Annotated in this window: 24 protein-coding genes; 18 read left to right on the top strand and 6 right to left on the bottom strand. The window is 64.2% G+C overall.

Going from position 1 to position 24,763, the window contains the following annotated elements; genetic code table 11:
- The first annotated feature begins 84 nt into the window (after positions 1 to 84).
- Complete coding sequence (locus tag AC1DXS_RS05750; protein WP_477736603.1) at positions 85 to 795, top strand: enoyl-CoA hydratase/isomerase family protein; 711 nt, start codon at positions 85 to 87, stop codon at positions 793 to 795.
- Positions 796 to 814: 19 nt separating this feature from the next.
- Here AC1DXS_RS05750 and AC1DXS_RS05745 read toward each other — a convergent pair whose 3' ends face one another.
- Positions 815 to 1,213, bottom strand: a complete 399-nt coding sequence (locus AC1DXS_RS05745) for a RidA family protein (protein WP_477736602.1) — start codon at positions 1,211 to 1,213, stop codon at positions 815 to 817.
- Between the two features lie 166 nt (positions 1,214 to 1,379).
- Here AC1DXS_RS05745 and AC1DXS_RS05740 point away from each other — a divergent pair, with 166 nt between their 5' ends.
- Entirely contained in the window at positions 1,380 to 2,357 is a 978-nt protein-coding gene (locus AC1DXS_RS05740) for a LysR family transcriptional regulator (RefSeq protein WP_477736601.1), read from the top strand.
- Between the two features lie 35 nt (positions 2,358 to 2,392).
- A complete protein-coding gene (locus AC1DXS_RS05735; protein ID WP_477736600.1) occupies positions 2,393 to 2,629 on the top strand; it encodes a hypothetical protein in 237 nt (78 codons plus the stop codon).
- A gap of 33 nt (positions 2,630 to 2,662) precedes the next feature.
- Here AC1DXS_RS05735 and AC1DXS_RS05730 read toward each other — a convergent pair whose 3' ends face one another.
- Positions 2,663 to 3,670 (bottom strand): transporter, encoded by a 1,008-nt coding sequence (locus tag AC1DXS_RS05730; RefSeq protein WP_477736599.1) that lies wholly within the window; start codon positions 3,668 to 3,670, stop codon positions 2,663 to 2,665.
- A gap of 203 nt (positions 3,671 to 3,873) precedes the next feature.
- Between AC1DXS_RS05730 and AC1DXS_RS05725 the strand changes: the two genes are divergently transcribed.
- From AC1DXS_RS05725 to AC1DXS_RS05665, 13 genes are all read left to right on the top strand, one after another.
- The gene (locus AC1DXS_RS05725; RefSeq protein ID WP_477736598.1) at positions 3,874 to 4,878 is read left to right on the top strand and encodes a LacI family DNA-binding transcriptional regulator; all 1,005 of its coding nucleotides are present in this window, start codon (positions 3,874 to 3,876) and stop codon (positions 4,876 to 4,878) included.
- Between the two features lie 36 nt (positions 4,879 to 4,914).
- A complete protein-coding gene (locus AC1DXS_RS05720; protein WP_477736597.1) occupies positions 4,915 to 5,928 on the top strand; it encodes an ABC transporter substrate-binding protein in 1,014 nt (337 codons plus the stop codon).
- 38 nt (positions 5,929 to 5,966) lie between these two features.
- Positions 5,967 to 6,788, top strand: a complete 822-nt coding sequence (locus tag AC1DXS_RS05715) for an ABC transporter permease (protein WP_477736596.1) — start codon at positions 5,967 to 5,969, stop codon at positions 6,786 to 6,788.
- A gap of 4 nt (positions 6,789 to 6,792) precedes the next feature.
- Positions 6,793 to 7,590: an ABC transporter permease gene (locus AC1DXS_RS05710; RefSeq protein ID WP_477736595.1), complete on the top strand. Its 798-nt coding sequence runs from the start codon at positions 6,793 to 6,795 to the stop codon at positions 7,588 to 7,590.
- Complete coding sequence (locus AC1DXS_RS05705) at positions 7,580 to 8,650, top strand: ABC transporter ATP-binding protein (RefSeq protein ID WP_477736594.1); 1,071 nt, start codon at positions 7,580 to 7,582, stop codon at positions 8,648 to 8,650. Before AC1DXS_RS05710 ends, AC1DXS_RS05705 begins: the two co-directional genes overlap by 11 nt.
- On the top strand, positions 8,647 to 9,471 hold the full coding sequence (locus tag AC1DXS_RS05700) for a phosphodiesterase (protein ID WP_477736593.1): 825 nt from the start codon (positions 8,647 to 8,649) through the stop codon (positions 9,469 to 9,471). The genes AC1DXS_RS05705 and AC1DXS_RS05700 overlap by 4 nt, the downstream gene beginning before the upstream one ends.
- Positions 9,472 to 9,710: 239 nt before the next feature.
- Positions 9,711 to 10,994, top strand: coding sequence for a phospholipase D-like domain-containing protein (locus AC1DXS_RS05695; RefSeq protein ID WP_477736592.1), 1,284 nt, complete (start codon positions 9,711 to 9,713; stop codon positions 10,992 to 10,994).
- Between the two features lie 255 nt (positions 10,995 to 11,249).
- Positions 11,250 to 11,897: an aldehyde dehydrogenase iron-sulfur subunit PaoA gene (gene paoA, locus AC1DXS_RS05690; protein WP_477736591.1), complete on the top strand. Its 648-nt coding sequence runs from the start codon at positions 11,250 to 11,252 to the stop codon at positions 11,895 to 11,897.
- Positions 11,894 to 12,850, top strand: coding sequence for an FAD binding domain-containing protein (locus AC1DXS_RS05685; protein WP_477736590.1), 957 nt, complete (start codon positions 11,894 to 11,896; stop codon positions 12,848 to 12,850). Before paoA ends, AC1DXS_RS05685 begins: the two co-directional genes overlap by 4 nt.
- Positions 12,847 to 15,066: an aldehyde oxidoreductase molybdenum-binding subunit PaoC gene (gene paoC, locus AC1DXS_RS05680; RefSeq protein ID WP_477736589.1), complete on the top strand. Its 2,220-nt coding sequence runs from the start codon at positions 12,847 to 12,849 to the stop codon at positions 15,064 to 15,066. Before AC1DXS_RS05685 ends, paoC begins: the two co-directional genes overlap by 4 nt.
- A 371-nt stretch (positions 15,067 to 15,437) precedes the next feature.
- A complete protein-coding gene (locus tag AC1DXS_RS05675) occupies positions 15,438 to 15,845 on the top strand; it encodes a hypothetical protein (RefSeq protein WP_477736588.1) in 408 nt (135 codons plus the stop codon).
- Positions 15,846 to 15,859: 14 nt separating this feature from the next.
- Positions 15,860 to 16,426 carry a type II toxin-antitoxin system MqsA family antitoxin gene (locus tag AC1DXS_RS05670; protein ID WP_477736587.1) on the top strand — a complete coding sequence of 189 codons (567 nt, stop codon included), beginning with the start codon at positions 15,860 to 15,862 and terminating at the stop codon, positions 16,424 to 16,426.
- A complete protein-coding gene (locus AC1DXS_RS05665) occupies positions 16,414 to 16,836 on the top strand; it encodes a hypothetical protein (RefSeq protein ID WP_477736586.1) in 423 nt (140 codons plus the stop codon). Before AC1DXS_RS05670 ends, AC1DXS_RS05665 begins: the two co-directional genes overlap by 13 nt.
- Before the next feature lie 317 nt (positions 16,837 to 17,153).
- Here the strand turns inward: AC1DXS_RS05665 and AC1DXS_RS05660 are convergent, their stop codons facing one another.
- The 4 genes from AC1DXS_RS05660 to AC1DXS_RS05645 form a co-directional block, all read right to left on the bottom strand.
- Complete coding sequence (locus AC1DXS_RS05660) at positions 17,154 to 18,197, bottom strand: restriction endonuclease (RefSeq protein ID WP_477736585.1); 1,044 nt, start codon at positions 18,195 to 18,197, stop codon at positions 17,154 to 17,156.
- A 106-nt stretch (positions 18,198 to 18,303) separates the two neighbouring features.
- Positions 18,304 to 19,083: a citryl-CoA lyase gene (locus AC1DXS_RS05655; RefSeq protein WP_477736584.1), complete on the bottom strand. Its 780-nt coding sequence runs from the start codon at positions 19,081 to 19,083 to the stop codon at positions 18,304 to 18,306.
- A 16-nt stretch (positions 19,084 to 19,099) separates the two neighbouring features.
- Positions 19,100 to 20,623 carry a class I adenylate-forming enzyme family protein gene (locus AC1DXS_RS05650; protein ID WP_477736583.1) on the bottom strand — a complete coding sequence of 508 codons (1,524 nt, stop codon included), beginning with the start codon at positions 20,621 to 20,623 and terminating at the stop codon, positions 19,100 to 19,102.
- A gap of 27 nt (positions 20,624 to 20,650) precedes the next feature.
- The gene (locus tag AC1DXS_RS05645) at positions 20,651 to 21,646 is read right to left on the bottom strand and encodes a tripartite tricarboxylate transporter substrate binding protein (RefSeq protein WP_477736582.1); all 996 of its coding nucleotides are present in this window, start codon (positions 21,644 to 21,646) and stop codon (positions 20,651 to 20,653) included.
- 184 nt (positions 21,647 to 21,830) lie between these two features.
- Between AC1DXS_RS05645 and AC1DXS_RS05640 the strand changes: the two genes are divergently transcribed.
- Together AC1DXS_RS05640 and AC1DXS_RS05635 are read left to right on the top strand one after the other, a co-directional pair.
- Positions 21,831 to 22,613, top strand: coding sequence for an IclR family transcriptional regulator (locus AC1DXS_RS05640; protein WP_477736581.1), 783 nt, complete (start codon positions 21,831 to 21,833; stop codon positions 22,611 to 22,613).
- Between the two features lie 824 nt (positions 22,614 to 23,437).
- The gene (locus AC1DXS_RS05635) at positions 23,438 to 24,649 is read left to right on the top strand and encodes an EAL and HDOD domain-containing protein (protein WP_477736580.1); all 1,212 of its coding nucleotides are present in this window, start codon (positions 23,438 to 23,440) and stop codon (positions 24,647 to 24,649) included.
- Positions 24,650 to 24,763: the final 114 nt, after the last annotated feature.

Below are 24,763 nucleotides of genomic sequence, written 5' to 3'. Positions count from 1 at the left end.
GATGCTTTTGCGCTTGGCGCCTGCTCAGTGCCAGGTGGGGCACCGAGCACCACGCAGGTGACGTCATGGTTCAAAATCACAGCCATGACAACGCCCAAACTACTCATTGAGTTCGCGGACGGCATCATGGCCGTCTCCTTGAACCGTACCGACAAACTCAATGCCATCGACAACGAGCTGGCGCGCGCGCTGCTTGCCGCGGTTGAGCAGGCCGCGCGCGACGATGCCGTCCGGGTTCTGCTGCTGCGCGGCAACGGCCGGGCATTTTGCGCGGGCAGGGACGTCAGCGCCCAGCCCACGGAAGAAGACCTGGTGCTGGTGCAGGCCGTATCCCAGGCGCTGGTGCGTTTGCCCAAGCCCGTGCTTGCCTCGGTGCATGGCTGGACCGTAGGCGCCGGCTTCGAATGGATGCTCAATGCGGACATCGTCCTGGCGGCCGAAAGCGCCCGCTTCAAGCTCCCAGAGGCGTCCCTGGGCGTGTTTGTCACCGGTGGATTAACGGCAACGCTGCCCGCCTACGCGGGTCTTGCGCGCGCCAAGGCACTGATGCTGCTGGGCGAGGAGTTCTCTCCGGCAGAGGCGCAGGCCTGGGGGCTGGTCTGGAAAGTCGTCGCCGATGCTGAACTCGAATCGGCTTCGCGGCAGGCAGGCGCCAGGCTGGCAGCGCTTTCGCCGGACGTCGCCGCCAGCTTCAAGCGCGTCCTCAACGAGATCGGCCTTCGCCACTTCGACGAGGCCATCGCACTGGAGAATGATGCGCAGCGCGCGTTGGGAAGCGGCAGGGTTCCAGGCTAGCGGCGCAAGACCGGCTGCGTCACCGGCCTTCCGGCAGTTTCGCAACCACCTTGATCTCAAACTGAAACCCATAGAGCCAGGTCACGCCGACGGCCGTCAGCGAGGGGTGGGGCGCCTCGCCCCAGTACTCCGGCACGACTTCCCAGACGGTCTCGAAGATCGATTCCGGGTTGACCATGAAGACGGTCACGTCCACCACGTCGTCGAAGCTGCAGCCCGCCGCCTTCAGGATGGCATTCAGGTTCTCGAACGCGGCGCGCACCTGCGCCTTCAGGTCGGGTTCGGGGGAGCCGTCCTCGCGGCTGCCGACCTGCCCCGAGACAAACAGCAAACCGTTGGCTTTCACCGCCGGCGAATAGCGGTTGCGGTCATAGAGAGCCCGGCGCCCGGGCGGGAAAACGACTTCACGCTGTGTCATACATGTCCTTGGTTGAATTGGGCCGGGCCTCAAGCGGCGCCTGCCCGTGGTGGGTTATGAAGACACTGTAGAAGACAGTGCCTTCCGGATAAACAGGCAAGCCCACCCATCACTGTTCGTAAAATCCAAACAATCAGCACCCTGGCTGGTGATGTTGGAGCAGCAGATGGACCGTTTCGACGCAATGCAGGCGTTCGCGCGCGTGGTGGAGGCGGGCAGCTTCACCAAAGCCGCCGGCACGCTTCACATGAGCAAGACCAGCGTGACGCAGCTGGTGCAGCAGCTGGAGGCGCGGCTGCGCGTGAAGCTGCTCAACCGGACCACGCGCCAGGTCAAGGTCACGGCCGACGGTGCGGCGTATTACGAGCGCGTGCTGCGCGTGCTGGCCGACGTGGACGATGCCGAGACCAGCCTGTCCAGCGCGTCGGCCTCACCCCGGGGCCGGCTGCGGGTCGATGTGCCCAGCCCGCTGGCCCGCATGATCCTGGTGCCGGCCTTGCCGGACTTTCATGCGCGCTACCCCGAGATCCAGATCGACATGGGCGTGAGCGACCGCATGGTCGACGTGATCGGCGACAACGTGGACTGTGTGGTGCGCGGCGGCGAGCTGACCGACCAGTCGCTGGCGGCCCGCCGCGTGGCGGACCTGCAGTTGGGGGTGTATGCCGCACCGGCTTATCTTGCGCGAGCCGGCACGCCCTCGCATCCGCAGGAGCTGGAAGGCGCTGAGCACCAGGTTGTGGGGTTTCTGTGGGCGCGCACCGGCAAGGCCTTTTCCTATGCCATGCAGCGCGGCGATGAGAGCCTCAAAGTGCAAGGCCGCCACATGTTCGCCTTCGACGACGGCAATGCCTACCTCGCCGCCGGCCTGGCGGGCCTGGGCGTCATCTGGCTACCGGACTACATGGCCAAGGCGCACGTGAGCCGCGGCGAGCTGGTGCCGCTGTTTGAGGATTGGCGCCTTGACCCCATGCCGCTTTACCTGGCCTATGCGCCCAAGCGCCATGTCAGCGCCAAGCTGCGGGTGTTCATCGAGTGGGTCGCCGGGCTGATGGCGCAGCACGCGCCAGTCGCTGGTCCGCGCGGCGGCGGCAAACGGGCGGCGCCAGACTTGCGCACGCGTCCCAAGGGAAAGCGCACATAGCGCTACCGCATTCAATATTATTCAAGGAGCTCTACATGGACATACTTCGCGAGGCCCTGCTTTGCGCGCGCGCGGGGCGCAGGGATGAGGCGCACACCCTGGTGCAAAGCGATGAATCGCAAACCGCCGCCTGGCTGCACGGCATCCTGCACATCCAGGAAGGCGACCTGGACAACGCCGCTTACTGGTACGGCCGGGCCAGGCAAAATTTCGCGAGCCGCGGCACTGTCGAGGAAGAACTGGCGCGCTTTGAGGCCGCACTGCTCTCATAAGCGCTTCGTCCCCCAGGCGTTTTGTGGGTCCGCCTACTGCTTCTGCCGGTAAACGTACCAGGCCGCAAAGGCGGTGAACACGCCGATGATCGCCACGATCACCATGAAGCCATGCGGGTGCTGGGCCAGCGGAATGCCGCCCACATTCATGCCCAGCAGGCCGGCCACGATGTTGATCGGCAGCGCCAGCACCGTCACCATGGTCAGGGTAAAGACACTGCGGTTGGTTTCCTCGCTCACCTGCGCGGCGATCTCTTCCTGCAGCAGCTTGATGCGTTCCTTGAGCTCCGACAGGTCGCGTATGGTGAGCGAGAACTCTTCGGTGGCCTGGCGCAGCTCCTCCAGGTCGCCCTCGCTCATCCAGGGCGGCGGCAGGCGCAGCAAACGGAAGAGGGCACCGGGCTCCGGTGCCAGCAGGCGCTGCAGCCGCACCAGCACGCGGCGCAGCTTACCCAGGTCGGCGCGGCGGTTGTGCAGCCGGCCCACCAGGAATTTGTCTTCCACCACGTCGACCTGCACCGTCGCATCGCGCACGATGCGCACCAGCACGTCGCCCTGCTCGCGCAGCAAGTGGTTGAGGAAGGACACCGAAGACGCCAGCGGCTTCTTGCCGTTCTTCACCGCGTCGCGCAGCCGGTCTATGGAGCGCAGCGGGTGCGAGCGCGCGCTCAGCGCCATGTGCGGCCCCACGTTGAGCCACAGGCTGGCCATCTCGGCCGGGTCGAAGGCGAATTCGTAAGCCACGTCGTTGACCACGGCGATCAAGGTGTCGTGGGCGTCCTCGATGCGCGTGGAGCGCGAACCCTCGTGCAGTGCCTCGAAAAACTCCGGCACCGGGTTCAGGTGCTTGCGTATGCTGGCCTCGGCCGCGGCATCGCTGAGGTTGAAGTGCAGCCAGACAAAATCCGACTTGCCCTTGGGCTCGCCATTGTTGAGCCAGGCCGCCGCCTCCATCAGGTCCACAGGCACGCCGGGCGCGCCGTTTTCAAAGCGGTAACCGCAGAGCAGGCCGGTCTTGTCGGCGCCGTAAGTGATGTCCATTCAGGGAGGGGCGTGAAGCCGGCAGTAGGGCAGGGGAGCTCGGGGCTCAGGTTCAGAAAGAGGTCCCACAGTGTGTAGCCCCTTCATGACGGTTCAGTGACAGCCACACCAAGCCAGGGCGCGAGTCCGGGGCCATCCGGCTTCATGTCATAAGGCGGTCATTTTTGGCGGCTCCAATGTAAACGATTACATGAGGAGCGCGAGTGAGCATTCAGGCAGTGGCGGAACAGGCGGGTGTATCGGTGGCAACGGTGTCGCGGGTCTTCAATTCGCCCGGCAAAGTCAGCCCCGAAACCCGTGCACTGGTCGAGAAGGCCGCGCGTGAACGTGGCTACCTGCCCAATGCCAGCGCGCGCTCCTTGCGCACCCAGCGCAGCCGCGTGCTCGGTGTGGTGCTGCCCACCTTGCTCAATCCGGTGTTCGCCGAATGCCTGGAAGGCATCGCGCGCTCGGCCACGCGCGCCGGCTATGCCATCCTGCCGCTGACCACCAACTACCGGCTTGAAGAGGAAGAACAAGCCGTCAACCTGCTGCTGGCCGGCAGCGTCGATGCCATGATTCTGGTGGTCTCCAGCCCGGAAACTTCCGTGGCCCTGCAGCGGCTTGGCGCCGCGCAACTGCCTTATGTGTTGGCCTACAACCGTCACCCCGGCCATCCCTGCGTGTCGGTGGACAGCGAGCAGGCGGTCGCGGCGCTGGTGGCGCGGCTCGCGGCCATGGGCCACAGCCGCATCGCCATGGTCAGCGGCCAGCTCAGCGCATCGGACCGCGCCCAGCAACGCCGCCGCGGTTTTCTGCAAGGCATGGCGGCGGCCGGTCTGGCGAATCCGCGGGTGCTGGAAGTGCCTTTTGTGGAAACCGCCATCAGCGACATCACGGCCCTGCTGCTGCGCGAGCCGCGGCCCAGCGCGCTGGTCTGCTCCAACGATTTGCTGGCCATACGCAGCCTGCGCGCGGCGCACCTGGCCGGGCTTTCGGTGCCGCGCGACCTGAGCGTGGTGGGCTTTGACGGCATCGCGCTCGGCGAAGACCTGCGGCCCATGCTGAGCACCATCACCCAGCCCAATGCCGACATAGGCCGCTGCAGTGTCGAGCTGCTGGTGCAGGCACTGGCCAGCGGGGCTGTGCTGACTTCCAACAGCAGCCTCTCGCTGCCCCATGGTTTTCGCGAAGGCGAATCCTGCGCCGCGCCCTCAATCAACCCCTAGTCCCCTCACCTTCATTTCATCCACAACGGAGCTCTTATGAAAACATCTTTGCAACGACTCGCCCACGCCGCCGTGCTGGCCCTTGGCCTGGCCGCCGGCGCCAATGCCCTGGCCCAGACCGCCATCTGCTACAACTGCCCGCCCGAATGGGCCGACTGGGGCACGCAGCTCAAGGCCATCAAGGCCAAGACGGGCGTCACCGTGCCGCCCGACAACAAGAACTCCGGCCAGTCGCTCGCGCAGATGATTGCCGAAAAAGCCAACCCCGTGGCCGACGTGACCTACCTCGGCGTGACCTTCGCCATCCAGGCGCAGAAGGACGGCGTGGTCGGCACTTACAAACCCGCCGCCTGGAACGAGATTCCCGACGGCCTCAAGGACCCGCAAGGCCACTGGTTCACCATCCACTCCGGTACCCTGGGCTTTATGGTCAACGTCGACGCGCTCAAGGGCAAGCCCGTGCCGCGTTCCTGGGCCGACCTGCTCAAGCCCGAGTACAAAGGCCTGGTCGGCTACCTCGACCCGGCTTCGGCCTTTGTCGGTTATGTGGGCGCGGTCGCCGTCAACCAGGCGCGCGGCGGCACGCTGGACAACTTCACGCCCGGCATCGAGTACTTCAAGGCGCTGCAGAAAAATGAGCCTATCGTTCCCAAGCAGACCTCGTATGCGCGCATGCTGTCCGGTGAAATTGCCATCCTGCTCGACTACGACTTCAACGCCTACCGTGCCAAGTACAAGGACAAGGCCAACGTCGAGTTCGTGATCCCGGCCGAAGGCACCATCGTCGTCCCCTACGTCATGAGCCTGGTGGCCAAGGCGCCCAATGCCGACAACGGCAAGAAGGTGCTGGACTTTGTGCTGTCCGATGAAGGCCAGGCCATCTGGGCCAACGCCTACCTGCGCCCGGTGCGCGCCAGCGCCATCTCCAAGGAAGCCCAGTCGCGCTTCCTGCCGGCCAGCGAATACGCGCGCGCCAAGAGCGTGGACTACGCGCGCATGGCCGCCGTGCAAAAAGGCTTTTCCGACCGTTACCTGAAAGAAGCCCAGTAAAAGAAGCTCAGTAAACCAGCCTGGTAGTGAGAGCACCCATGAGTTCTTCCACCTTCACGCCCCCGCGCCTGCTGCTGGCCTGCGCGGCGCCGGCAGTTGCTTTCTTCGCGGCCTTCTGGCTGCTGCCGGCGGTGCAACTGCTGGCCTTGCCCGGCAAGCTGGGGTGGGGAACGTATTTTGTGGTGCTGACAAACACCCGCTACCTGCAAAGCCTGTTGCAAACCCTGGGCCTGTCGCTGGCAGTGACGGCGGCCACCCTGGTGCTGGGTGGGCTGGTGGGCATCACGCTGGCAAGGGCGCGTTTTGCGGGGCGCAAGCTGCTGCTTTCGCTGCTGGCCTTGCCGCTGTCCTTCCCGGGCGTCATCATCGGTTTCTTCATCATCCTGCTGGGCGGGCGCCAGGGCCTGGTGGCCGACCTTGCTGATGCGCTGGGCCTGGGCCGCGTCACGTTTGCCTACGGCCTGGCCGGGCTGTTCCTGGGCTACCTGTATTTCTCGCTGCCGCGCGCCATCGTCAGTTACACGGCCGCGGCCGCCGCCATGGACTTCCCGCTCGAAGAGGCCGCGCGCTCGCTGGGCGCCTCGCGCTGGCGCGTGGTGCGCGACGTCTGGCTGCCCGAGCTTGCGCCCACCACCCTGGCCTGCGGCGCGATTGTGTTCGCCACCGCCATGGGCGCCTTCGGCACGGCCTTCACGCTGGCCAGCAAGTTCGAGGTGCTGCCCATCACGATCTACAACGAGTTCACCAACTACGCCAACTTCGCGCTGGCCGCCAGCCTGTCCATCACGCTGGGCCTGATCACCTGGCTGGTGCTGTTTCTTTCGCGCCGTGCCGCAGGCCCGGCCGCGGCGGGGGCCTGATGCCATGAAAACCCCTCGCCAGGTTTCCCTGCCGCTTGTGCTGCTGACGGCGCTGGTCGCCGTGTTCATGGTCGCGCCCATCGTGCTCTCCGTGCTCGCCGGGCTGGTCAACAACTACAGCGCCGGCCTCAAAAGCGGGCTCACGCTGCGCTGGCTCGCTGAAGTGTGGGAGCTTTACGGCGGCACCGTCGCCGCTTCGCTGCTGCTGGCCTTGCTGTGCGTGCTGGGCAATTTGCTGATCGGCATTCCCTGCGCCTATGCGCTGGCGCGCAGCCGTTCGCGCGTGGCCAGGGTGTTTGAAGAGTTGCTCACGCTTCCGGTGGCCGTGCCCGGCCTGGCCACCGCGCTGGCGCTGATCCTGGCCTATGGGCAGATCAGCGGCTTCCGGCAAAGTTATGGTTTCGTCCTGGTGGGCCACATGGTGTTCACCTTGCCCTTTATGGTGCGCACCGTGTCCTCGGCCTTCCAGCGGCCTGAGCTGTATGCGCTCGAAGAGGCCGCGCGCACGCTGGGCGCCGGTTTCGCGCAGCGCTTTATGGGTGTGCTGTTGCCCGCCGTGCTGCCCGCCATCGTGGCCGGCTGCCTGATGGTGTTCACGCTCTCGGTCGGCGAGTTCAACCTCACCTGGATGCTGCACACGCCGCTCACGCGCACCCTGCCCGTGGGCCTGGCCGACAGCTATGCCTCCATGCGGCTGGAAATCGGCTCCGCCTACACCCTCGTCTTTCTCCTTGTCATCCTCCCCGTGCTGTGGGGCCTGCAGGCCGCCGGTACCCTGATTGAAAAACACCATGGACGTTGAACGCACACGCGTGGACATCACCCACTGCGCCAAAACCTATGCTGACGGCACGCGCGGCCTGCAGCCCACCTCGCTCTCGGTGGAGCCCGGCGAGGTGCTGGCCCTGCTGGGCCCCTCGGGCTGCGGCAAGACCACGCTGTTGCGTCTGGTCGCCGGGTTGGAGGTGCCCGACGCCGGCAGCCGCATCCTGTTTGGCGACACCGAAGTCACCCACCTGCCGGTGGAGCGGCGCGGCATAGGCATGGTGTTCCAGCACTACGCGCTGTTCCCGCAGATGACGGTGGAGGCCAACATCGCCTACGGCCTGCGCGTGCGCGGTGTGGACGAGGCCGAAAAGCGCCGCGTGGTCGGCGAACTCATAGACCTGGTGCGCCTGAACGGCCTTGAGAAAAAACGCCCGGCCGAACTCTCGGGCGGCCAGCGCCAGCGCGTCGCCCTGGCCCGCGCCGTGGCCGTGCGCCCGCGCGTGCTGCTGCTCGACGAACCGCTGACCGCGCTCGACGCCAAGCTCAAGGAATCGGTGCGCGACGAACTCGCCGAGCTGCTGCGGCGCCTGCACATCACCGCCATCCATGTCACCCACGACCAGCAGGAAGCGCTCGCGATTGCCGACAGGTTGGCCGTGATGCAGGCTGGCCGCATCGTGCAGGTCGGCCGTGGCGAGACGCTGTACCGCACGCCCGAACATCCTTTTGTCGCGAGCTTCCTGGGCCGCGTGAATCGGCTGGCGCGCGATGAGGCCGCGCGCGCCGCCCACGTCGTCAGGTTGGGCGACATGGACATCGCCTGCCCGCCCGCCTGGCAGGCACAAGACAGCGTGCTGGTGCGGCCCGAGGACATCGAGGTCGGCGAAATCGCGGCCGGCTGGGGCGATGCCGTGGTGTCGCAGCGCGTCTTCCTGGGCGATCGCATCCAGCTCAAGCTCTTGCTGGCCGACCAGACCTGCGTCAATGCCGAAGTCGGGCGCGACCACCCCGCCTGCATGGGCGACGCCGTCGGCATACGCATACAGCCGCAGCACCTCATGCCCGGCAGCGAACTCTCACCTACATCCCCATGACCACCTCACTGCTGCAACTCTCAGACCTGCATATCCGCGAACCAGGCCGCCTGGCCTACGGCCGCATCAACACCGCGCCCTACCTCGCGCAGGCCGTCGCCTCCATCCTTGCGCTGCCACAACAGCCCGATGCCGTCGTCATCACCGGCGACCTCACCGACTTCGGCCGCGCGGCCGAATACGCCCACCTGCGCGAACTGCTCGCGCCCCTGGCCATGCCGGTTTACCTGATGCCCGGCAACCATGACGAGCGCGCGCAGCTGCGCTTGAGTTTTCCCGATCACGCCTACCTCGGCCGTGATGGCTTTGTGCAATACAGCGTCCCGATTGGCGGCCTGCAGCTGATCGCCTTGGACACCGTGGTGCCCGGCGCCAGCGAGGGCAGCCTCTGCGAACACAGGCTGGCCTGGCTGGCCCGCGAGCTCGAAAAGCATCGCGGCCGGCCCGTGGTGATTGCCATGCACCACCCGCCCTTTCAGACCCTCATCGGCCATATGGACGACATAGGCCTGCTCAGCGGCGCGGCCGAGCTTGAAGCGCTGGTCAGCCGCTACCCGAATGTGGAGCGCATCCTCTGCGGCCATTTGCACCGCGCCATCCAGGTGCGCTTTGGCGGCACTATCGCGGCCACCGTGCCTTCACCGGCCCACCAGGTGCGGCTGGACCTCGCGCCCGACGCCGCCTCGGCCTGGATGCTGGAGCCGCCCGGCTTTGGTTTGCATGTGCTGTCCGAGGGCGGGCGCCTGGTCAGCCATACCGTTGCGAGCGGCCAGTACGAAGGCCCTTTCCCTTTTCATGAAGGCTCGGTGTTGATCGACTAGTGCTGGAGCTATGAAGAGGGCCGCAATAAAGAGCTATCCGCAGATTTCGCAGATTTACGCAGATTGAAGAGAAGAGATTTCTCCCGATTCCCGCATCACGCTTTGTCTTTATCTGCGTAAATCTGCGAAATCTGCGGATATGAATTGACTTGCGACGGCGCAAAAAAGCTTCCCGGCCTCACGCTTTTGGCGTCCGCTCCTACCCGGCCGGCGGATGGACCCCTCCAGAATGCCAGGCCATGCGAACACGTTTTTCCCCCTGGCTCACGGGCCTCGTGGCCTTTGTAGCGGCGCTGGCCGCCGTCCTGCTGGCCCTTAATTTTTCCGCCGGTGAGAAGAAAGTCCGGCAGCAGTTGGTGCGCGAGTACAGCGTGGCGGACCCGCAGTTCCACCGCGCCATGGGCAGCCTGCTGGGCCCCGGCATTGTGGGCGGCAACCAGGCGGTGGAGCTGCTCAACGGCGACCAGATCTTCCCCGCCATGCTGGGCGACATCAAGGCCGCCAAAACCACCATCAACTTCGAGACCTATATCTATTGGTCGGGCGCCATCGGCAAGCAGTTTGCCGACGCCTTGTCCGAGCGCGCCAAGGCCGGCGTCAAGGTTCACATCCTGCTCGACTGGGTGGGCAGCGCCAAGATGGACGAAGCCCTGCTCAACGAAATGAAGGAATCAGGCGTCGACGTGCGCAAGTTCCACAAACCCGCCTGGTACAACTTCGCCAAACTCAACAACCGCACGCATCGCAAGCTGCTGGTGGTGGACGGCCGGGTGGGCTTCACCGGCGGCGTGGGCATCGCCCCGAAATGGACGGGCGCCGGCCAGGACCCTGAGCATTGGCGCGACTCGCACTACCGCGTGGAGGGGCCGGTGGTCGCGCAGATGCAGTCCACCTTCCTCGACAACTGGCTCAAGGCCAGCGGCCAGGTGCTGCACGGGCAGGCCTACTTTCCCGAGCTCAAGCCCGTGGGCGACATGCCGGCCCAGATGTTCTCCAGCTCGCCCACCAGCGGCAGCGAAAACGTGGAGCTGATGTACCACCTGGCCCTCACGGCGGCCAGCAAAACCATAGACCTTTCCATGGCCTACTTTGTGCCCGATGAGATCAGCATGGGCATCCTGCTCGACGCCATGCGGCGCGGCGTGAAGCTACGCCTGATCACGCCCGGCGAGATCACCGACACCGAAACCGTGCGCGCCGCCTCGCGCGCCACCTGGGGCGCACTGCTGGCGGCCGGCGCCGAGATTTATGAGTTCCAGCCCAGCATGTACCACTGCAAGGTCATGATCGTCGACGGCTTGATGGTGTCGGTAGGCTCCACCAATTTCGACAGCCGCTCTTTCCGCCTCAACGACGAGGCCAACCTCAATATCTACGACGCCGCCTTTGCCGCGCGCCAGACCGAGGTGTTCGAGCAGGACATCAAAAAGTCCCGGCGCGTGACGATCGAAGAATGGGCGAACCGTCCGCTCAGCGAGAAGTTCAATGAAAAGCTGGCGTCGCTGTTGAACTCGCAGCTTTAGGGCGTGTTGTGTGCATGTCATCGAAGGTCTTATCTGCGGAAATCTGCGTAATCTGCGGATAAATTTCTATCCACAGATTTCGCAGATTTACGCAGATTGAAAACAAAAAGTCTGCGACCCTGGGTGCATAAATTGCGTCAGCCGACCCTAAGCCTGGGCCGACGGGCTGGCCAGGTGACGTCCTACATGGTGCCTTGTGCCACACGCGGATGCTCGATCTTCGCTTTGCTGGTTTAATCACAAAGGTGACCTCCCATGAACAACCCCGACCGCCTCACCGTATCCCGGCGAGGTGTGCTGATCGCTGGCGCCGCCTCGGCGGCTACCGGCTCACTACACACTGAAACCATGGCCGCACCTGTATCCCCCCAACCTGCCGCAGGCGCCGTGCCCACGGCCCGCGTCACCCTCGAGGTGAACGGCCAGGCGCACACGCTGAACCTGGACACCCGCACCACGCTGCTCGACACCCTGCGTGAACACCTGCACCTCACCGGCACCAAAAAAGGCTGCGACCACGGCCAGTGCGGCGCCTGCACCGTGCTGCTGGACGGCCAGCGCATCAACTCCTGCCTCACGCTGGCCGTGATGCACGAGGGCGCGAAAGTCACGACCATTGAAGGCCTGGGCACGCCGCGCAGCCTGCACCCCCTGCAGGCCGCGTTTGTCAAACACGACGGCTACCAGTGCGGCTACTGCACACCGGGGCAAATCTGCTCGGCGGTCGGCATGCTCGATGAAATGCGCCGCGGCATCCCCAGCCACGTCAGCGCCGACCTCAACACCCGCCCGCTGCTGTCGCCCGATGAACTGCGCGAACGCATGAGCGGCAACCTCTGCCGCTGCGGCGCCTATTCCAACATCGTCGAGGCCATCACCGAAGTTGCAGGGAGGGCGGCATGAAACCCTTCACCTATGAGCGCGCCCGCAGCCCGGCCGAGGCCGCGGCCGCCGTCATGCGCCACCCCGGCGCCAAATTCATCGCGGGCGGCACCAACCTGCTGGACTTGATGAAGCTGCAGATCGAGGCGCCCACCCACCTGGTCGACGTCAACGGCCTGGCGCTCGACAAGGTGGAAGCCACGCCCGAGGGCGGCCTGCGCATAGGCGCGCTGGTGCGCAACACTGCGCTTGCCGCCGACGAACGCGTGCGGCGCGACTACGGCGTGCTCGCGCGCGCCCTGCTGGCCGGCGCTTCGGCCCAGTTGCGCAACAAGGCCACCACGGCCGGCAACCTGCTGCAGCGCACGCGCTGCCCTTATTTTTACGACACCGACCAGGCCTGCAACAAGCGCCAGCCCGGCAGCGGCTGCAGCGCCATCGGCGGCCACACGCGCCAGAACGCCGTCATAGGCGCCAGCCAGGCCTGCATCGCCACCCACCCCAGCGACATGGCCGTGGCCATGCGCGTGCTCGACGCCACGGTGGAAACCGTCAAGCCCGACGGCGCCAGGCGCGTCATCCCGATCGCCGACTTCCACCGCCTGCCCGGCGACACGCCGCAGGTGGAGACCGCGCTGCAGCCCGGCGAGCTCATCACCTCGGTCAGCCTGCCCAGGCCGACTGGCGGCACCCACATCTACCGCAAGGTGCGCGACCGCGCGTCTTACGCCTTCGCGCTGGTCTCGGTCGCGGCCGTCGTGCAGCGTGACGGCACCGGCCGTGTCGCCCTGGGCGGCGTGGCGCACAAACCCTGGCGCGACGAGGCCGCTGACGCCGCCTTGCCGCAGGGCGCAAAAGCCGCGGCCGCACGCCTGCTCGCCGGCGCCCGCACCACCGAAGACAACGCCTTCAAACTGCCACTGGTGGAGCGTACCCTCGCCGCCGTGCTGGCCCAGGCCAGGAGCGCCGCATGAAATTCGACACCCCCGCCACCAGCAACCCGATCGACCAACTCAAGGTCATAGGCAAAGCCACCGACCGAATCGACGGCCCGCTCAAGACCAGCGGCGCCGCGCCCTATGCCTATGAGCGCCATGACGCGGTGAAGGACCCGGCCTACGGCTACATCGTCGGCGCCGGCATCGCCAAGGGCCGCATCGCCTCCATGGACCTGGACGCCGCGCGCGCCGCGCCCGGCGTGCTGGCCGTCGTCACCGCGCGCAACGCCGGCAAGCTCGGCAAGGGCAAGTTCAACACCGCCAAACTGCTGGGCGGGCCCGAGATAGACCACTACCACCAGGCGCTCGCGCTGGTGGTGGCCACCACTTTTGAACAGGCGCGCGCCGCCGCGCAGCTGGTGCGCATCGAATACGAACGCACACCGGGCAAGTTCGACCTCGCCGCGCAAAAAGACAGCGCGCCGCTGGCCAAGCCTTCCGACTTCGCCGGCCCGTCCGAGACCAAGGTCGGCGACTTCCCGGGCGCCTTTGCCGCCGCGCCCGTGCAGCTGGACGCCAGCTACAGCACACCCGACCAGTCGCACGCCATGATGGAGCCGCACGCCACCACCGCCGCCTGGCAGGGCGACAAGCTCACGCTCTGGACGGCCAACCAGATGATCGACTGGAGCGTGGGCGACATGGCCGCCACGCTGGGCATCCCCAAAGCCAATGTGCGCCTGGTCTCGCCCTTTATCGGCGGCGGTTTCGGCGGCAAGCTCTGGGTGCGCGCCGATGCGCTGCTGGCCGCCTTGGGCGCGCGCGCGGCGGGGCGGCCCGTCAAGGTCGCGCTGCAGCGCCCGCTGATGATCAACAACACCACACACCGGCCGGCCACCCTGCAGCGCATACGCCTGGGCGCGGGCCGCGACGGCAAGATCACCGCCGTAGGCCATGAATGCTGGTCCGGCGACCTGCCCGAAGGCCAGCCCGAAACCTCGGCCAACCAGACCCGTTTGCTGTATGCCGGCGCGAACCGCTTCACCGCCACACGCCTGGCCGTGCTGGACCTGCCCGAAGGCAACGCCATGCGCGCGCCCGGCGAGGCCCCCGGCTTGATGGCCCTTGAAATCGCGATGGACGAGATGGCCGAAAAGCTCGGCCTGGACCCGATCGAGTTCCGCGTGCGCAACGACACCCAGGTCGACCCAGAACAGGCCGGGCGGCCTTTTTCGCAGCGCCGGCTCATTGAATGCATGCGCCTGGGCGCCGAACAATTCGGCTGGAGTCGCCGCCAGGCCCAGCCCGCGCAGGTGCGCGACGGCCGCTGGCTGGTCGGCTTGGGCGTGGCCGCAGCCTTTCGCAACAACCTGCTCATGAAGTCAGCCGCGCGGGTGCGGCTCGACAACAAAGGCGTGGTCACGGTGGAAACCGACATGACCGACATAGGCACGGGCACTTACACCATCATCGCGCAGACCGTCGCCGAGGTCATGGGCCTGCCGCTCAACAAAGTGCTGGTGCGCCTGGGCGATTCGGACTTCCCCGTCTCCTGCGGCTCAGGCGGGCAGTGGGGTGGCAACAGCTCCACCTCCGGTGTTTACGCGGCCTGCATGAAGCTGCGCGAAACCATTGCCACCCGCGCAGGCTTCACGCCGCTCGAGGCCATTTTCGAAGACGGCATGGTCCGAGTGGCCGACCGCGCCGTGCCGCTCGCGCAAGTCGCCCAAGCGGCCGGCGACAAGGGCCTGGTCGCCGAAGACTTTATGGAATACGGCGACCTGGGCAATAAATACCAGCAATCCACCTTCGGCGCGCATTTCGTCGAAGTCGGCGTCGACGCCGCCACCGGCGAGATCCGCGTGCGCCGCATGCTCGCCGTCTGCGCCGCAGGCCGCATCCTGAATCCCAAGGCCGCGCGCAGCCAGGTCATAGGCGCCATGACCATGGGCGTGGGCGCCGCGCTGATGGAGGCACTCGCGGTCGACAAGCGCCACGGCTTCTTCGTCAACCACGACCTCGCAGGTTACGAGGTGCCTGTGCATGCCGACATTCCGCATCAGGATGTGATCTTCCTGGACGAAACCGATCCCATGTCTTCGCCCATGAAGGCCAAGGGGGTGGGGGAGCTTGGGATTTGTGGGATTGCTGCCGCGATTGCCAACGCGGTCTACAACGCCACCGGGGTTCGGGTGAGGGACTATCCCATCACGCTTGACAAGTTGCTGGATCGCTTGCCGGCTGTGGTTTGAGGGGACATGTATAGAAATTGCTGATTTCTATACATGTTCGGATTCACCAGATAGGAAATCGCCATTTCCTTTGCATATTTGGGTGGCCAAAATGTGTCGGTATGGTCGACACGCTTCCTGATTTGTCCACAACTGCAATCTGTCCATTCATACTGGACAAGTGCCAATATTGGACAAGAGGCAATTCCCACGGGAAATTCCTGTTGCGCTCTGCTCTGGGACCCGAAACGGGCCTATCGGTGCGCTTGTCTGTCTTGTAGCGCGGCCGGCCAAGAAAGGGCTTAGAGGGCCGTCATTGAGCCGGCGCCCACAAGTAAAACCATGATTAAACATACAGTGATAACCCGGCTAAGCGTAGTAAAATTACCATCGTGGTAACTTTCGTCATCATTTCAGAGTACAGTTTGACTTCGCCAGCCAAAGGCGGAGGCGAAAAGATTCCGGGCGGGCCGCTGTATGACCTGGACAGGGTCAAGGGGCTGCTCAAGGACGGCAAGGGGTTGCAGCTATGGACCAAGGACTGCGTGAAAGATGTCGCCGAACTCGGCTGGGATTATTCCGACGTGATCGACTTGATCCAGCACTTGCGCAAGGATGACTACATTGATTCCGAGTGGTGTGAGAACGGCAAAGGTGCTTACGCCGCCTGCGACGCCTACACCGCCAGGATGTCGGAGTGGATTGAAGCCGCCAATAAAAACATGCTGATTGAGTACTTCGTGAAGCTTGCAATCAACAAGCTTGGCACGATGGTGTTGACGATTTCCTGTCACACCTGACTATGGAGAAAAAGATGAATACCACTGAACTCTGCCCGATTTGCGGCGAAGGTCACGTGAGGTCTCACGTGGAGCACGTTGAGAGCGAATACAAGGGGCAAAAGGCGATACTGCCTTTGCACATGCAGGTGTGCGATACCTGCCATTCCGACTTTGCGGGTGCAGCGCAGGCCAAGCTGAACAAGCGCGCCGTCATGGCGTTTCGCAAATCAGTCGACGGCTTGCTCACGGGAGCTGAGGTGACTGCCCTTCGCAAGCACTACAGCCTGACGCAAGACCAAGCCGCCAGATTGTTTGGTGGCGGTCCCGTGGCCTTCAGCAAGTACGAAAACGATGACGTATCGCAATCCGAGTCCATGGATTCGCTGTTGCGCCTGGTTCGCCGTAGCGAAGCCGCGTTCTGGGAGCTGGTTGACGAGAAGGGTATGCGGGCCGACTTTACGCAGGAAAAGCCTGTGGCCTCCAGCACAAAGACTGCAAAGATTCTTCTGATGGCGGATTATCGCGGCACCCCACAACGCGGGCCCGACAAGACGACGCTCCGGCCATATCCAAGCGAGACAAGAAAATGGAACTCGTAGAAAAACGCCCCAGACTCGTTTCGTTCAGGGCGCTGGCTTTCCATGGCGAGAACAAAGGCCACGCCAGCGGTGCGGAAAGCTGGACGATACAGCTGACCCAAAACATCGAGGTGGGTTTGGCCGTTCCCACCGTGGCGGGCGGCACGCTCCAGGCGGTTGTAAAAATGGCCTTGAGCGCCGAGGCTGCCAACGATGGAAAGCAGGATAAAAAAGCGAGCTTCAATGCGGAGTACGAGGCCAAGTTCGACTACCCATCCGCCGTCACAGAGGCCGAAGCCGTTGCCTTGATGGAGCCTGAGCCCTACCAATACGTTCTCGTTGCACAAGCCTTCCCCTTGGCCATGACCCATTTCCGGCGGGAAATGCAATCCATGGGTTTTGATGCGCGGCAACTTCCTTTGGGTATTTAACGGCGCCTGCTTCAGCCGCGATTGACGCGGTCACGATTGCGGGGCCGCTGGTGCGCTTGACCAAGGCGCGCATGGAGGCGCTGTCTGAGGCTTTGCTGGCGACGGCTGATGAGATTCGGGCTGCCAGTGCATTTCACCGTTATGAAGATGCTTCACTGCGTTACACCGGTATCGAAAGCCACGATGGTCTTACTCACTACGGTTGTATGACACCGTGGTTGCGAGGGACTAAGGAAATGCACGTGGGCCTGCGGGCCAGCAATCGACTCTGTGTTGAGTTTCGTCGAAATCTGAATACCGCCTACCAAGGCGAGGCACTATTGCGCGGACTCAGTATCTTGCGCAGCGACAGTCCATATTCGCTTCAAAGGTAGCTCTGCTTTGATGTCATCGTCAAGGTGATCGTAGTGTGCAAAAAGGTAATCAAGTATTTCCTTCTGGCCCCACAGACGAACTTTGAAAAAACTCGAAGCCAGCTCTTTCTGCACATTGCTCTTAAAGCCGCTCCAAGAAACGAATAGGCCTTGGTCTGCTTGGAACTTTGAGACAGCCCCTAAAAGCTTGTCTACGGTAGGGCGATCTACGGGACCGCTCAGCGACTTGACTTCGACACACAATCTCGGTCGATCAAATCCCAGTGGGCCAGCGCCCGCAAGAATATCGACTCCTCCATCCGGACCCTCGGGGCTCAAGTAAGTTGTATACCCCTGAGCCTTCAAAATGGCATCGATGAGGCGGGTCAGATCGTGCCCCTTGAAGCGAGCGGCGATGAGTCGGCCAATTTGATCCTGCGCCAATGCGCCGATATCGGTATCACCGGCGGAGTCATCTGCTTCGGCCGGTATCGCTTTGATTGCATCGACTATTTTTTCAGGACGCCATCCGTTTTCTCGCATGGCGTTGATTCGCTGCTCTGCATTGTTTCGCCTGACGCGGCATATTGTCAGGAACGCGCCAAAGGTATACAGCAGGTCCTGGCCAAAATTGGTGCGTGGGATGGCCTCTCCGATCCACCGAACTTTTCTCGAGTGAAAAAAAGGATCTGGGCCTTTTTTCTCGAAGACGTAATCGCCAGTTATCTCGCCAATTTGAATTGCCGGCTGGGATTTAAGGGGCATGATGATCAGGTCACCCTTTTGCATCGCGTGTGCAAAAGGCCAGACTTGAGACGCCCAGTTCAAAATCGTTTTGGGCTTTGCATCTGCGTACCGCTCGATCATCTCATCCACTAAAGCAGCTCTATCGGGCAACTTTGAGAGATTGCAGTTCAACGCGTCCCATGTGACATATATGTTGCTGCCCTCAATGAACTTTTCTTCGAACTGTCCATATTTCCCGGCACGAACGAGCCAAACCGCCATAGCGACGCCTCCCTTTTCGGAACAATAACATGCGCTGGAGGGCGCTTGCCGGAAAATTTTCCGTACTCTCCAACGTGCTGATAGTGGAACGCCGTCAAGCCCCTGATTAGCCCGCCACCCCCACAAACGGCACAGCCCCCTCCACCGTCTCCCAAATAAACCGCCCCGAGGGGCTGTTCTGTTCCTCGACGATGTGCGCCACCAGCCCGGCCGCGCGTGAGATCACGGCGAAGCCGCGCATCACGGCGGTGGGCACGCCGATTTCTCCGAGCAGTGCCGCGACGGCGCCGGTGGCGTTGATGGTGATGGGCCGGCCTGCCGTTTCATCGACGGCGGCTGCGAGTTGTTCGAGTGCGCGAATCTTGTTGCCGGCCAGTTCGGGTTCGGCGCGGGCCAGGTCCAGAAGCTTGTAGGCGCGCGGGTCTACCGGTTTGTGTAAATGGTGGCCGAAGCCGGGGATGGGGCTTTTGAGGGTTTTGTAGTGTTGGGCGATGAGCAGGGCTTCGGCTTCGGGGTCTGCCGCTGCCGCGATACGGTCCAGCAGGCCTGAGCAGTTTTCCATGGTGCCTACAAACGAGCTGCCCACGGCCAGCAGGCCGGCGGCGACTGCGCCTTGCAGGTTTTCGGGGGCGCTCATATAGACCAGGCGGGTGGAGATGGCGCTGGGCGTGAGGCCGTGTTCCATCAACACGATCAGTACCGCGTCGGTGATGCGCAGGTCCACGCCGCGGGGTGCGCGGTTCAGGATTTGCATGAGCATCACTTCGGTAAAGGTCTTTTTACCCATCAGGTCTTGCACCAGGTCGGCATTGCGGTAATGCAGGCTGGTGAGGGTGTGGGTGCACAGGCTGGTGACGGGCTTGGCGGTTGGTTTGGTGCTGCTCATGGGAGTAAGCCTTTCATCATGAAGCGGTTGCGGCATCAGCAGCGGCCAGGGCTTGCGCGCGCACGGCGCTTTTCAGCACCTTGCCGACCGGCGAGCGCGGCAGGCTGTCGTGGAAGTGGATGATTTTTGGCGTCTGCACCGGGCCCAGGCGTTCGCGCACAAAGGCGATCAGCTCGGCCTGGGTGGCCTGCCAACCGGGGCGTAATTGCACCGCGGCCTGCACGGCTTCGCCCCATTTGTCGTCTGGGATGCCGAAGACCGCGCATTCATGCACGGCCGGGTGCTGGCCCAAAGCGTTCTCGACGTCGACGGGGTAGACATTAAAGCCGCCGGTGATGACCAGGTCCTTGAGCCTGTCCTTGAGGTAGAGGTAACCGCGTTCGTCGATCAGGCCGCGGTCGCCGGTGTGCAGCCAGCCTTCGACAATGGTTTCGGCCGTCATGCCGGGCAGGCGCCAGTAGCCCGACATCAGCAAGTCGCCGCGCGCCACGACTTCGCCGACCTCGCCCGGCGGCAGCAGCTGGCCGCCCGCCATGATGGCCACGTCGCTGAACCAGGTGGCGCGGCCCACGGCGGCCCAGTTGCGTTCGTCCTCAAAATCCTCGGGCCGCATCACCGTCAGGATTTGCGGCGCTTCGGTCTGGCCGTAGGTGGTGCCCAGCACCGGGCCGAAGAAGCTGCGCACCTCGCGGATTTTTTCGGGCGGCATGGGGGCGCCGCCGTAGATCAGGCGGCGCAAGTTGGGGAAGTCCGCGCGCGAGGCGCCGGGCAAAGCCATCAGCATGTAGACCAGCGTGGGCGGCATAAAACTCACGGTGCCGCCCTTGTGCTGGAAGGCCGCGCGCACGGCCTCGGCGCCCGCGCCGGCCAGCAGCACATGGCAGCCGCCCTGGGCCAGTATGGGCAGCAAATAAGTCGATGTGCCGTGGGTGATGGGCGCGGCCACCACATAACGCTCCTGCTCGTCAAAACCCCAGGCATGGATCTGGTTGCTGATATTGGCCATCCAGGCGCGGTAGGTCTGCATCACGCCTTTGGGCAGGCCCGTGGTGCCGCCGGTGAACTTGATGGCCTGCGTCGCCTCGGGCGGCAGCGTGAAGTTGGGGCGCGCCGCGCCCGCGTGCCGCGCGCTCAGGGCCGCCATGCTGGGCGCGCCGTCATTGCCGGCCACACCGCAATAGATGCGCCGGCCGGGCGCGCCTGCCAGCAGGTTCGCGCAGTCGGCGTCCAGGATCAGGATGGTGGGTTCGGTCGCGTCAATGATGCGGCGGATTTCAGGGGCGGTGCTTTTGGGGTTGAGCGGCACCCAGGTCTTGCCGCAGGCCAGCACGGCCAGCAGCGCGGCAATGTGTTCGCTGCTGTTGCCGGCGCAGATGGCGACGCGGCTTTGCGGTTCCGGGTCTATCTCCATCAGCGCGGCGGCAAAGGCGGATACCCAGGTGGCCAGCGCGTCGTAGCGCAGCGTGCCTTCGGGCGCGTCAATCGCGATGCGCTCGGGCCAGCGCTGGGCGGCGCGCCAGAAAAAATCAATCGGGTTCATGCGGTGGTTCTCTCTTTTCCTCGGTTTTTATTCAGCGCGCGCGCCGGACTGCTTGACCACCTCGCGCCAGCGTTTGGCTTCGGACAGCGTCCAGCTGCGCATCTGCGCGGGCGTGCCGGGCTCGGGCGTGGCCGCGAGGTTGAGCAGGCGCTGGCGCACCTCGGGCAGGGCCAGCAGCTTGACGAGCTCAGTGTTCACGCGCTGCACCACGGCCTGCGGCGTGCCGGCCGGCCCGGCGATGCCGAACCAGGACTGCACGTCAAAACCCGGAAAACCCGACTCGGCCACCGTGGGCACATCGGGCAGCAGCGGCGAGCGCTGGGCACTCGTGATGGCGACCGCATGCAGCTTGCCGCCACGCACATGCGGCAGGACCGAGGGCGCGTTGTCAAACATGGACTGCACCTGGCCGCCCAGCAGGTCGGTCACGGCCGGCGCGCTGCCACGGTAGGGCACATGCAGCATGGGCGCCTTGGCCGCCATCTTGAAGATCTCGCCCGAAAGGTGGATCGACGAGCCGCTGCCCGACGAGGCAAAGGTGATGCCGTTGGGCGATGTCTTGGCGAAGTTCACGTACTCGGCCAGGGTCTTGACGGGCAGCTGCGGGTTCACCACCAGGATGTTGGGCACCTTGGCGATCAGGCCCATGGGCTCGAAGTCTTTGAGCGGGTCGTAGCCCAGCTTGTCATAGAGCGAGGCATTGATGGTGTTGGCGATGGTATAGACATACAGCGTGTAGCCGTCGGCCGGCGCGCGCGCGACGATCTCGGCGCCCACATTGCTGTTAGCGCCCGCGCGGTTGTCCACCAGCACCGGCTGGCCCAGCTGCTTGCCAAGCTCGACCGCGACAATGCGCGCGATCACATCGGTGGCACCGCCGGCCGCATAACCGACCACCAGCTTGATGGGCTTGGTCGGCCACGCGGCGGGCTGGGCGTGAGCGGGCAGGGTGGTGGTGCCGGCGAGGACTGTGAACAGCGCGGCCAGGGCCGCCCGGCGCGATGGGGTCTTGAACAAACTCATGGGGAAGTGTCTCCTGTTGTCTCTGTTGTCGGTATGCGGTGCGTGTGCCGGGCTGGGTAGCGGTAGCGGCGACAGGGGGAAATTCTTGACCAGGGCTTGCCAGTCCACAAATTCAAACGTCCGGCCAGCGGACGTTTTATAGTCCGATGCCATGGCCCCGCGTTCCTCTTCTTCAAAACCTTCCATGCCTGTTGCCGAACCGACGGAACCCGCCGACGACGGCGGCAGCCGTACCCTGCGGCGCGGCCTGCAGCTGCTGGACGCCGTGCTGCAAAGCGGCCGCGAAGGTTTGCGTGTGGTCGACCTGTGCCGCACCGCCGGTCTGGAGCGTGCCACGGTGTACCGCCTGCTGGCCACGCTGCTGGAGGCGGGTTATGTCGCGCCGCGCGGCCGCTTCCGTTATGTGGCCGGGCCGCGCCTGGCCCAGCTGCAGACCCCGCCGCCCTCACCCTCGGACTTCGCGGCCCGCTTGCAACCGGTGCTGGCCCGCGTGAGCAAGGCCTGCGGCGACGCGGCCTTTGCCATCGTGCGCGAAGGCGCCGCCTCCCACTGCATCGCACGCCAGGTGGGGACGCACCCGGTGCAGATGCTGGTGATCCAGGTCGGCACGCGCCAGCCCCTGGGGGTAGGGGCAGCGGGCCTGGCTTTGCTGGCCGCGCTGCCCGAGGAAGACGCGGCGGCAGTCATTGCCGCCAACGCGCCCAGCCTCGCGCGTTATGGCGGCATGACGCCGGAGCGGATGGGGATTCTGGTGCGTGCCACGCGGGAGCGGGGGTGGGCTGTGATTGGCAACCACGCCACCGAGGGGGTGTTGGCCGTTGGCATGGCCGTGGCGGGGCGGGATGGGTTGCCTGCTGCTGCTATCAGTGTGGCTTCGACGATGGAGCGGATGCCTCGGGCGAGGCAGCAGTTGATTGTTCGGTGGATGAGGGAGGCTTTGGTAGCGGTGTTGCCGGACGGGTTGTAGCGCTGCCGGTTCTTGCTCCGGCGCAGCGCCCTCTTCTTAGTTCAGTTGGCCGGGTCTCGCCCCGGCGGGCGACTTACTTTCTTTTGCTTCGCCAAAAGAAAGTAAGCAAAGAAAAGGCGACCCGCAGTCTGGGTCCCTACGCTTCGCTTCGGGCAACCTGTGGTGCTCAAGCCAAGCGGGGTCAAAAACAACTCGCTACGCTCAAACACGTTTTTGCCCTGATCCGCTTGTCTCTGCGCTCCTCGGCCCAGCCAGGACGGGGCAATCGGGATCGGGGACAGAAGATAAATACTAAAGAACAAACCAAGACAAACAAGGACACGCCATGGCGTGTCCTTGTGGTTTCAGGTATTCGGCTTCTTGTCTTTGGCTGTTTGGTATCTCGGGCCCCTTGTGTATGCGCCGAGGAGCGCAGGTCCAGACGGATCAGGGCAAAAACGTGTTTGAGCGAAGCGAGTTGTTTTTGACCCCGTCTGGACCGAGCACCACAGGCTGCCCCGTAGCGAAGCGTAGGGGACGCAGACACCAGGGTCGCCTTTTCTTTTGCTTACTTTTCTTTTGGCGAAGCAAAAGAAAAGTGAGTTGCCGCCGGGCAACCCCCGGCCAGCAAGCCCCAGCAGAGAGAGCAGAAAGACAGAGGGAGGAGAGGGTAGAGAAGGGGAGGCGCGCTAAGCCGGAGCAAGACCCGGCCCAAAACCCCTATTCCGAAAACAGACTCATAAACCCCTTCTTATTTACCGCAATCAATTGCGACCTTTTTCCTTACAGTCCGCTAAAAGCCCATCTCCGCCGGCCGGCCGCCAGGCCAAAAAACAAATCAACCTATGCCAGACAACAAATACCTTGTGCGCGCGCCGCTGCTGGACCCCAAACAACAGGTGGTCGGCTACAGGCTGGCCTGGCAGAGTGCTGGTGATGCTTCCTCCTCCGATGCGTTGCAGGATGTTCGGGAGCTGCTGGAGTTTGTGGGTGAGCGGGGCCACGCGCAGGGCGAGGAGTCTGAGCTGGGCTTGCTCTTCCTCGATGCGGAACGTGGCGTGCCGCCGGGCAGTCTTTTTGCCGGCGTTGTGCCGCCCAGCACGGTGTTGATGCTGGACTGTGCGGACCTGGCTGAGGACAGCGCGGCGGGTATGGCTTCGATGCGTGAGCAGGGTTTTCAGCTGGCCTTGCGCGGCGCCAGCCTGGCGTTCATGCAGGCGCATGCCGAGACATTGGTGCCGCTGGCTACGCACATTGAATTGCCGCTGGGCCATCCGGACTACGCGGCGCTCAGCAGCCTTGCCAAATATGCCGAGCCGCCGCTGTCGGTGGTGGTGCAGGATTTTCCGGGCTGGCGTGAGTTTGACGTCTCTGCCGCGCATGGCGTGAGCGGATTTTTCGGGGCGCTGTGCACCACGCCGCGGCCGTTCAACAATTCGGGTGACCTGAGCCCGCAGGCCATCTTCATCCTGCAGCTGATGCAGATGGTGCAGGAGAACGTGGATGTGCGCCTGGTCGAGGGCGTGCTCAAGCGCGATGCGGCGCTGTCGTACAAGCTGTTCCGCTATATCAATTCGCCGGGCTTCGGCATCGAGGTCGAGATCGAGTCGCTGCGCCATGCGGTCACCATGCTGGGCTACACGCCGCTGTTCCGCTGGCTGTCGGTGCTGCTGGCCACCACCAACACGGCCGGGTATTCGCATGCGCTGCTGCAAGCGGCGATTGTGCGCGGGCGTTTTGCGGAGCTGCTGGGCAAGGATTTATTGCCGCGCGGCGAGGCTGAGCATTTGTTCTTTGTGGGCATGTTCTCCCTGCTGGACCAGTTGCTGGGCATTCCGCTTGAAAAAGTGGTGAGCCAGCTGCTGTTGCCCGAGCCCGTGGTGCAGGCGCTGCTGAGCCGCGAGGGGGTGTATGGGCCTTTCCTGTCGCTGGTGGAGGCCTGCGAGCAAAGGGACGGCCGTGTCCCGGCACTGGCTGATGCGCTGTTTGTGACGTCGACCCGGGTGAACCAGGCGCATTTCGCGGCGCTGGCCTGGGCGCATACGGTCACGATTTAGGTTTCCATGGTCCTTCCTCCGCGAGGGGGAGTGCAAGAGCGTGGCGCTGGTGGATTTGCTCCTTMCCCCGCTGGGGGAAGGCAGGGATGGGGGCCCGCGGCGTTTGATTGTGAT

Source organism: Polaromonas sp. P3_B1, from assembly GCF_056402935.1.
Note: the sequence above shows the minus strand (reverse complement) of the source record. Positions and strands in the feature narration are given on the sequence as shown.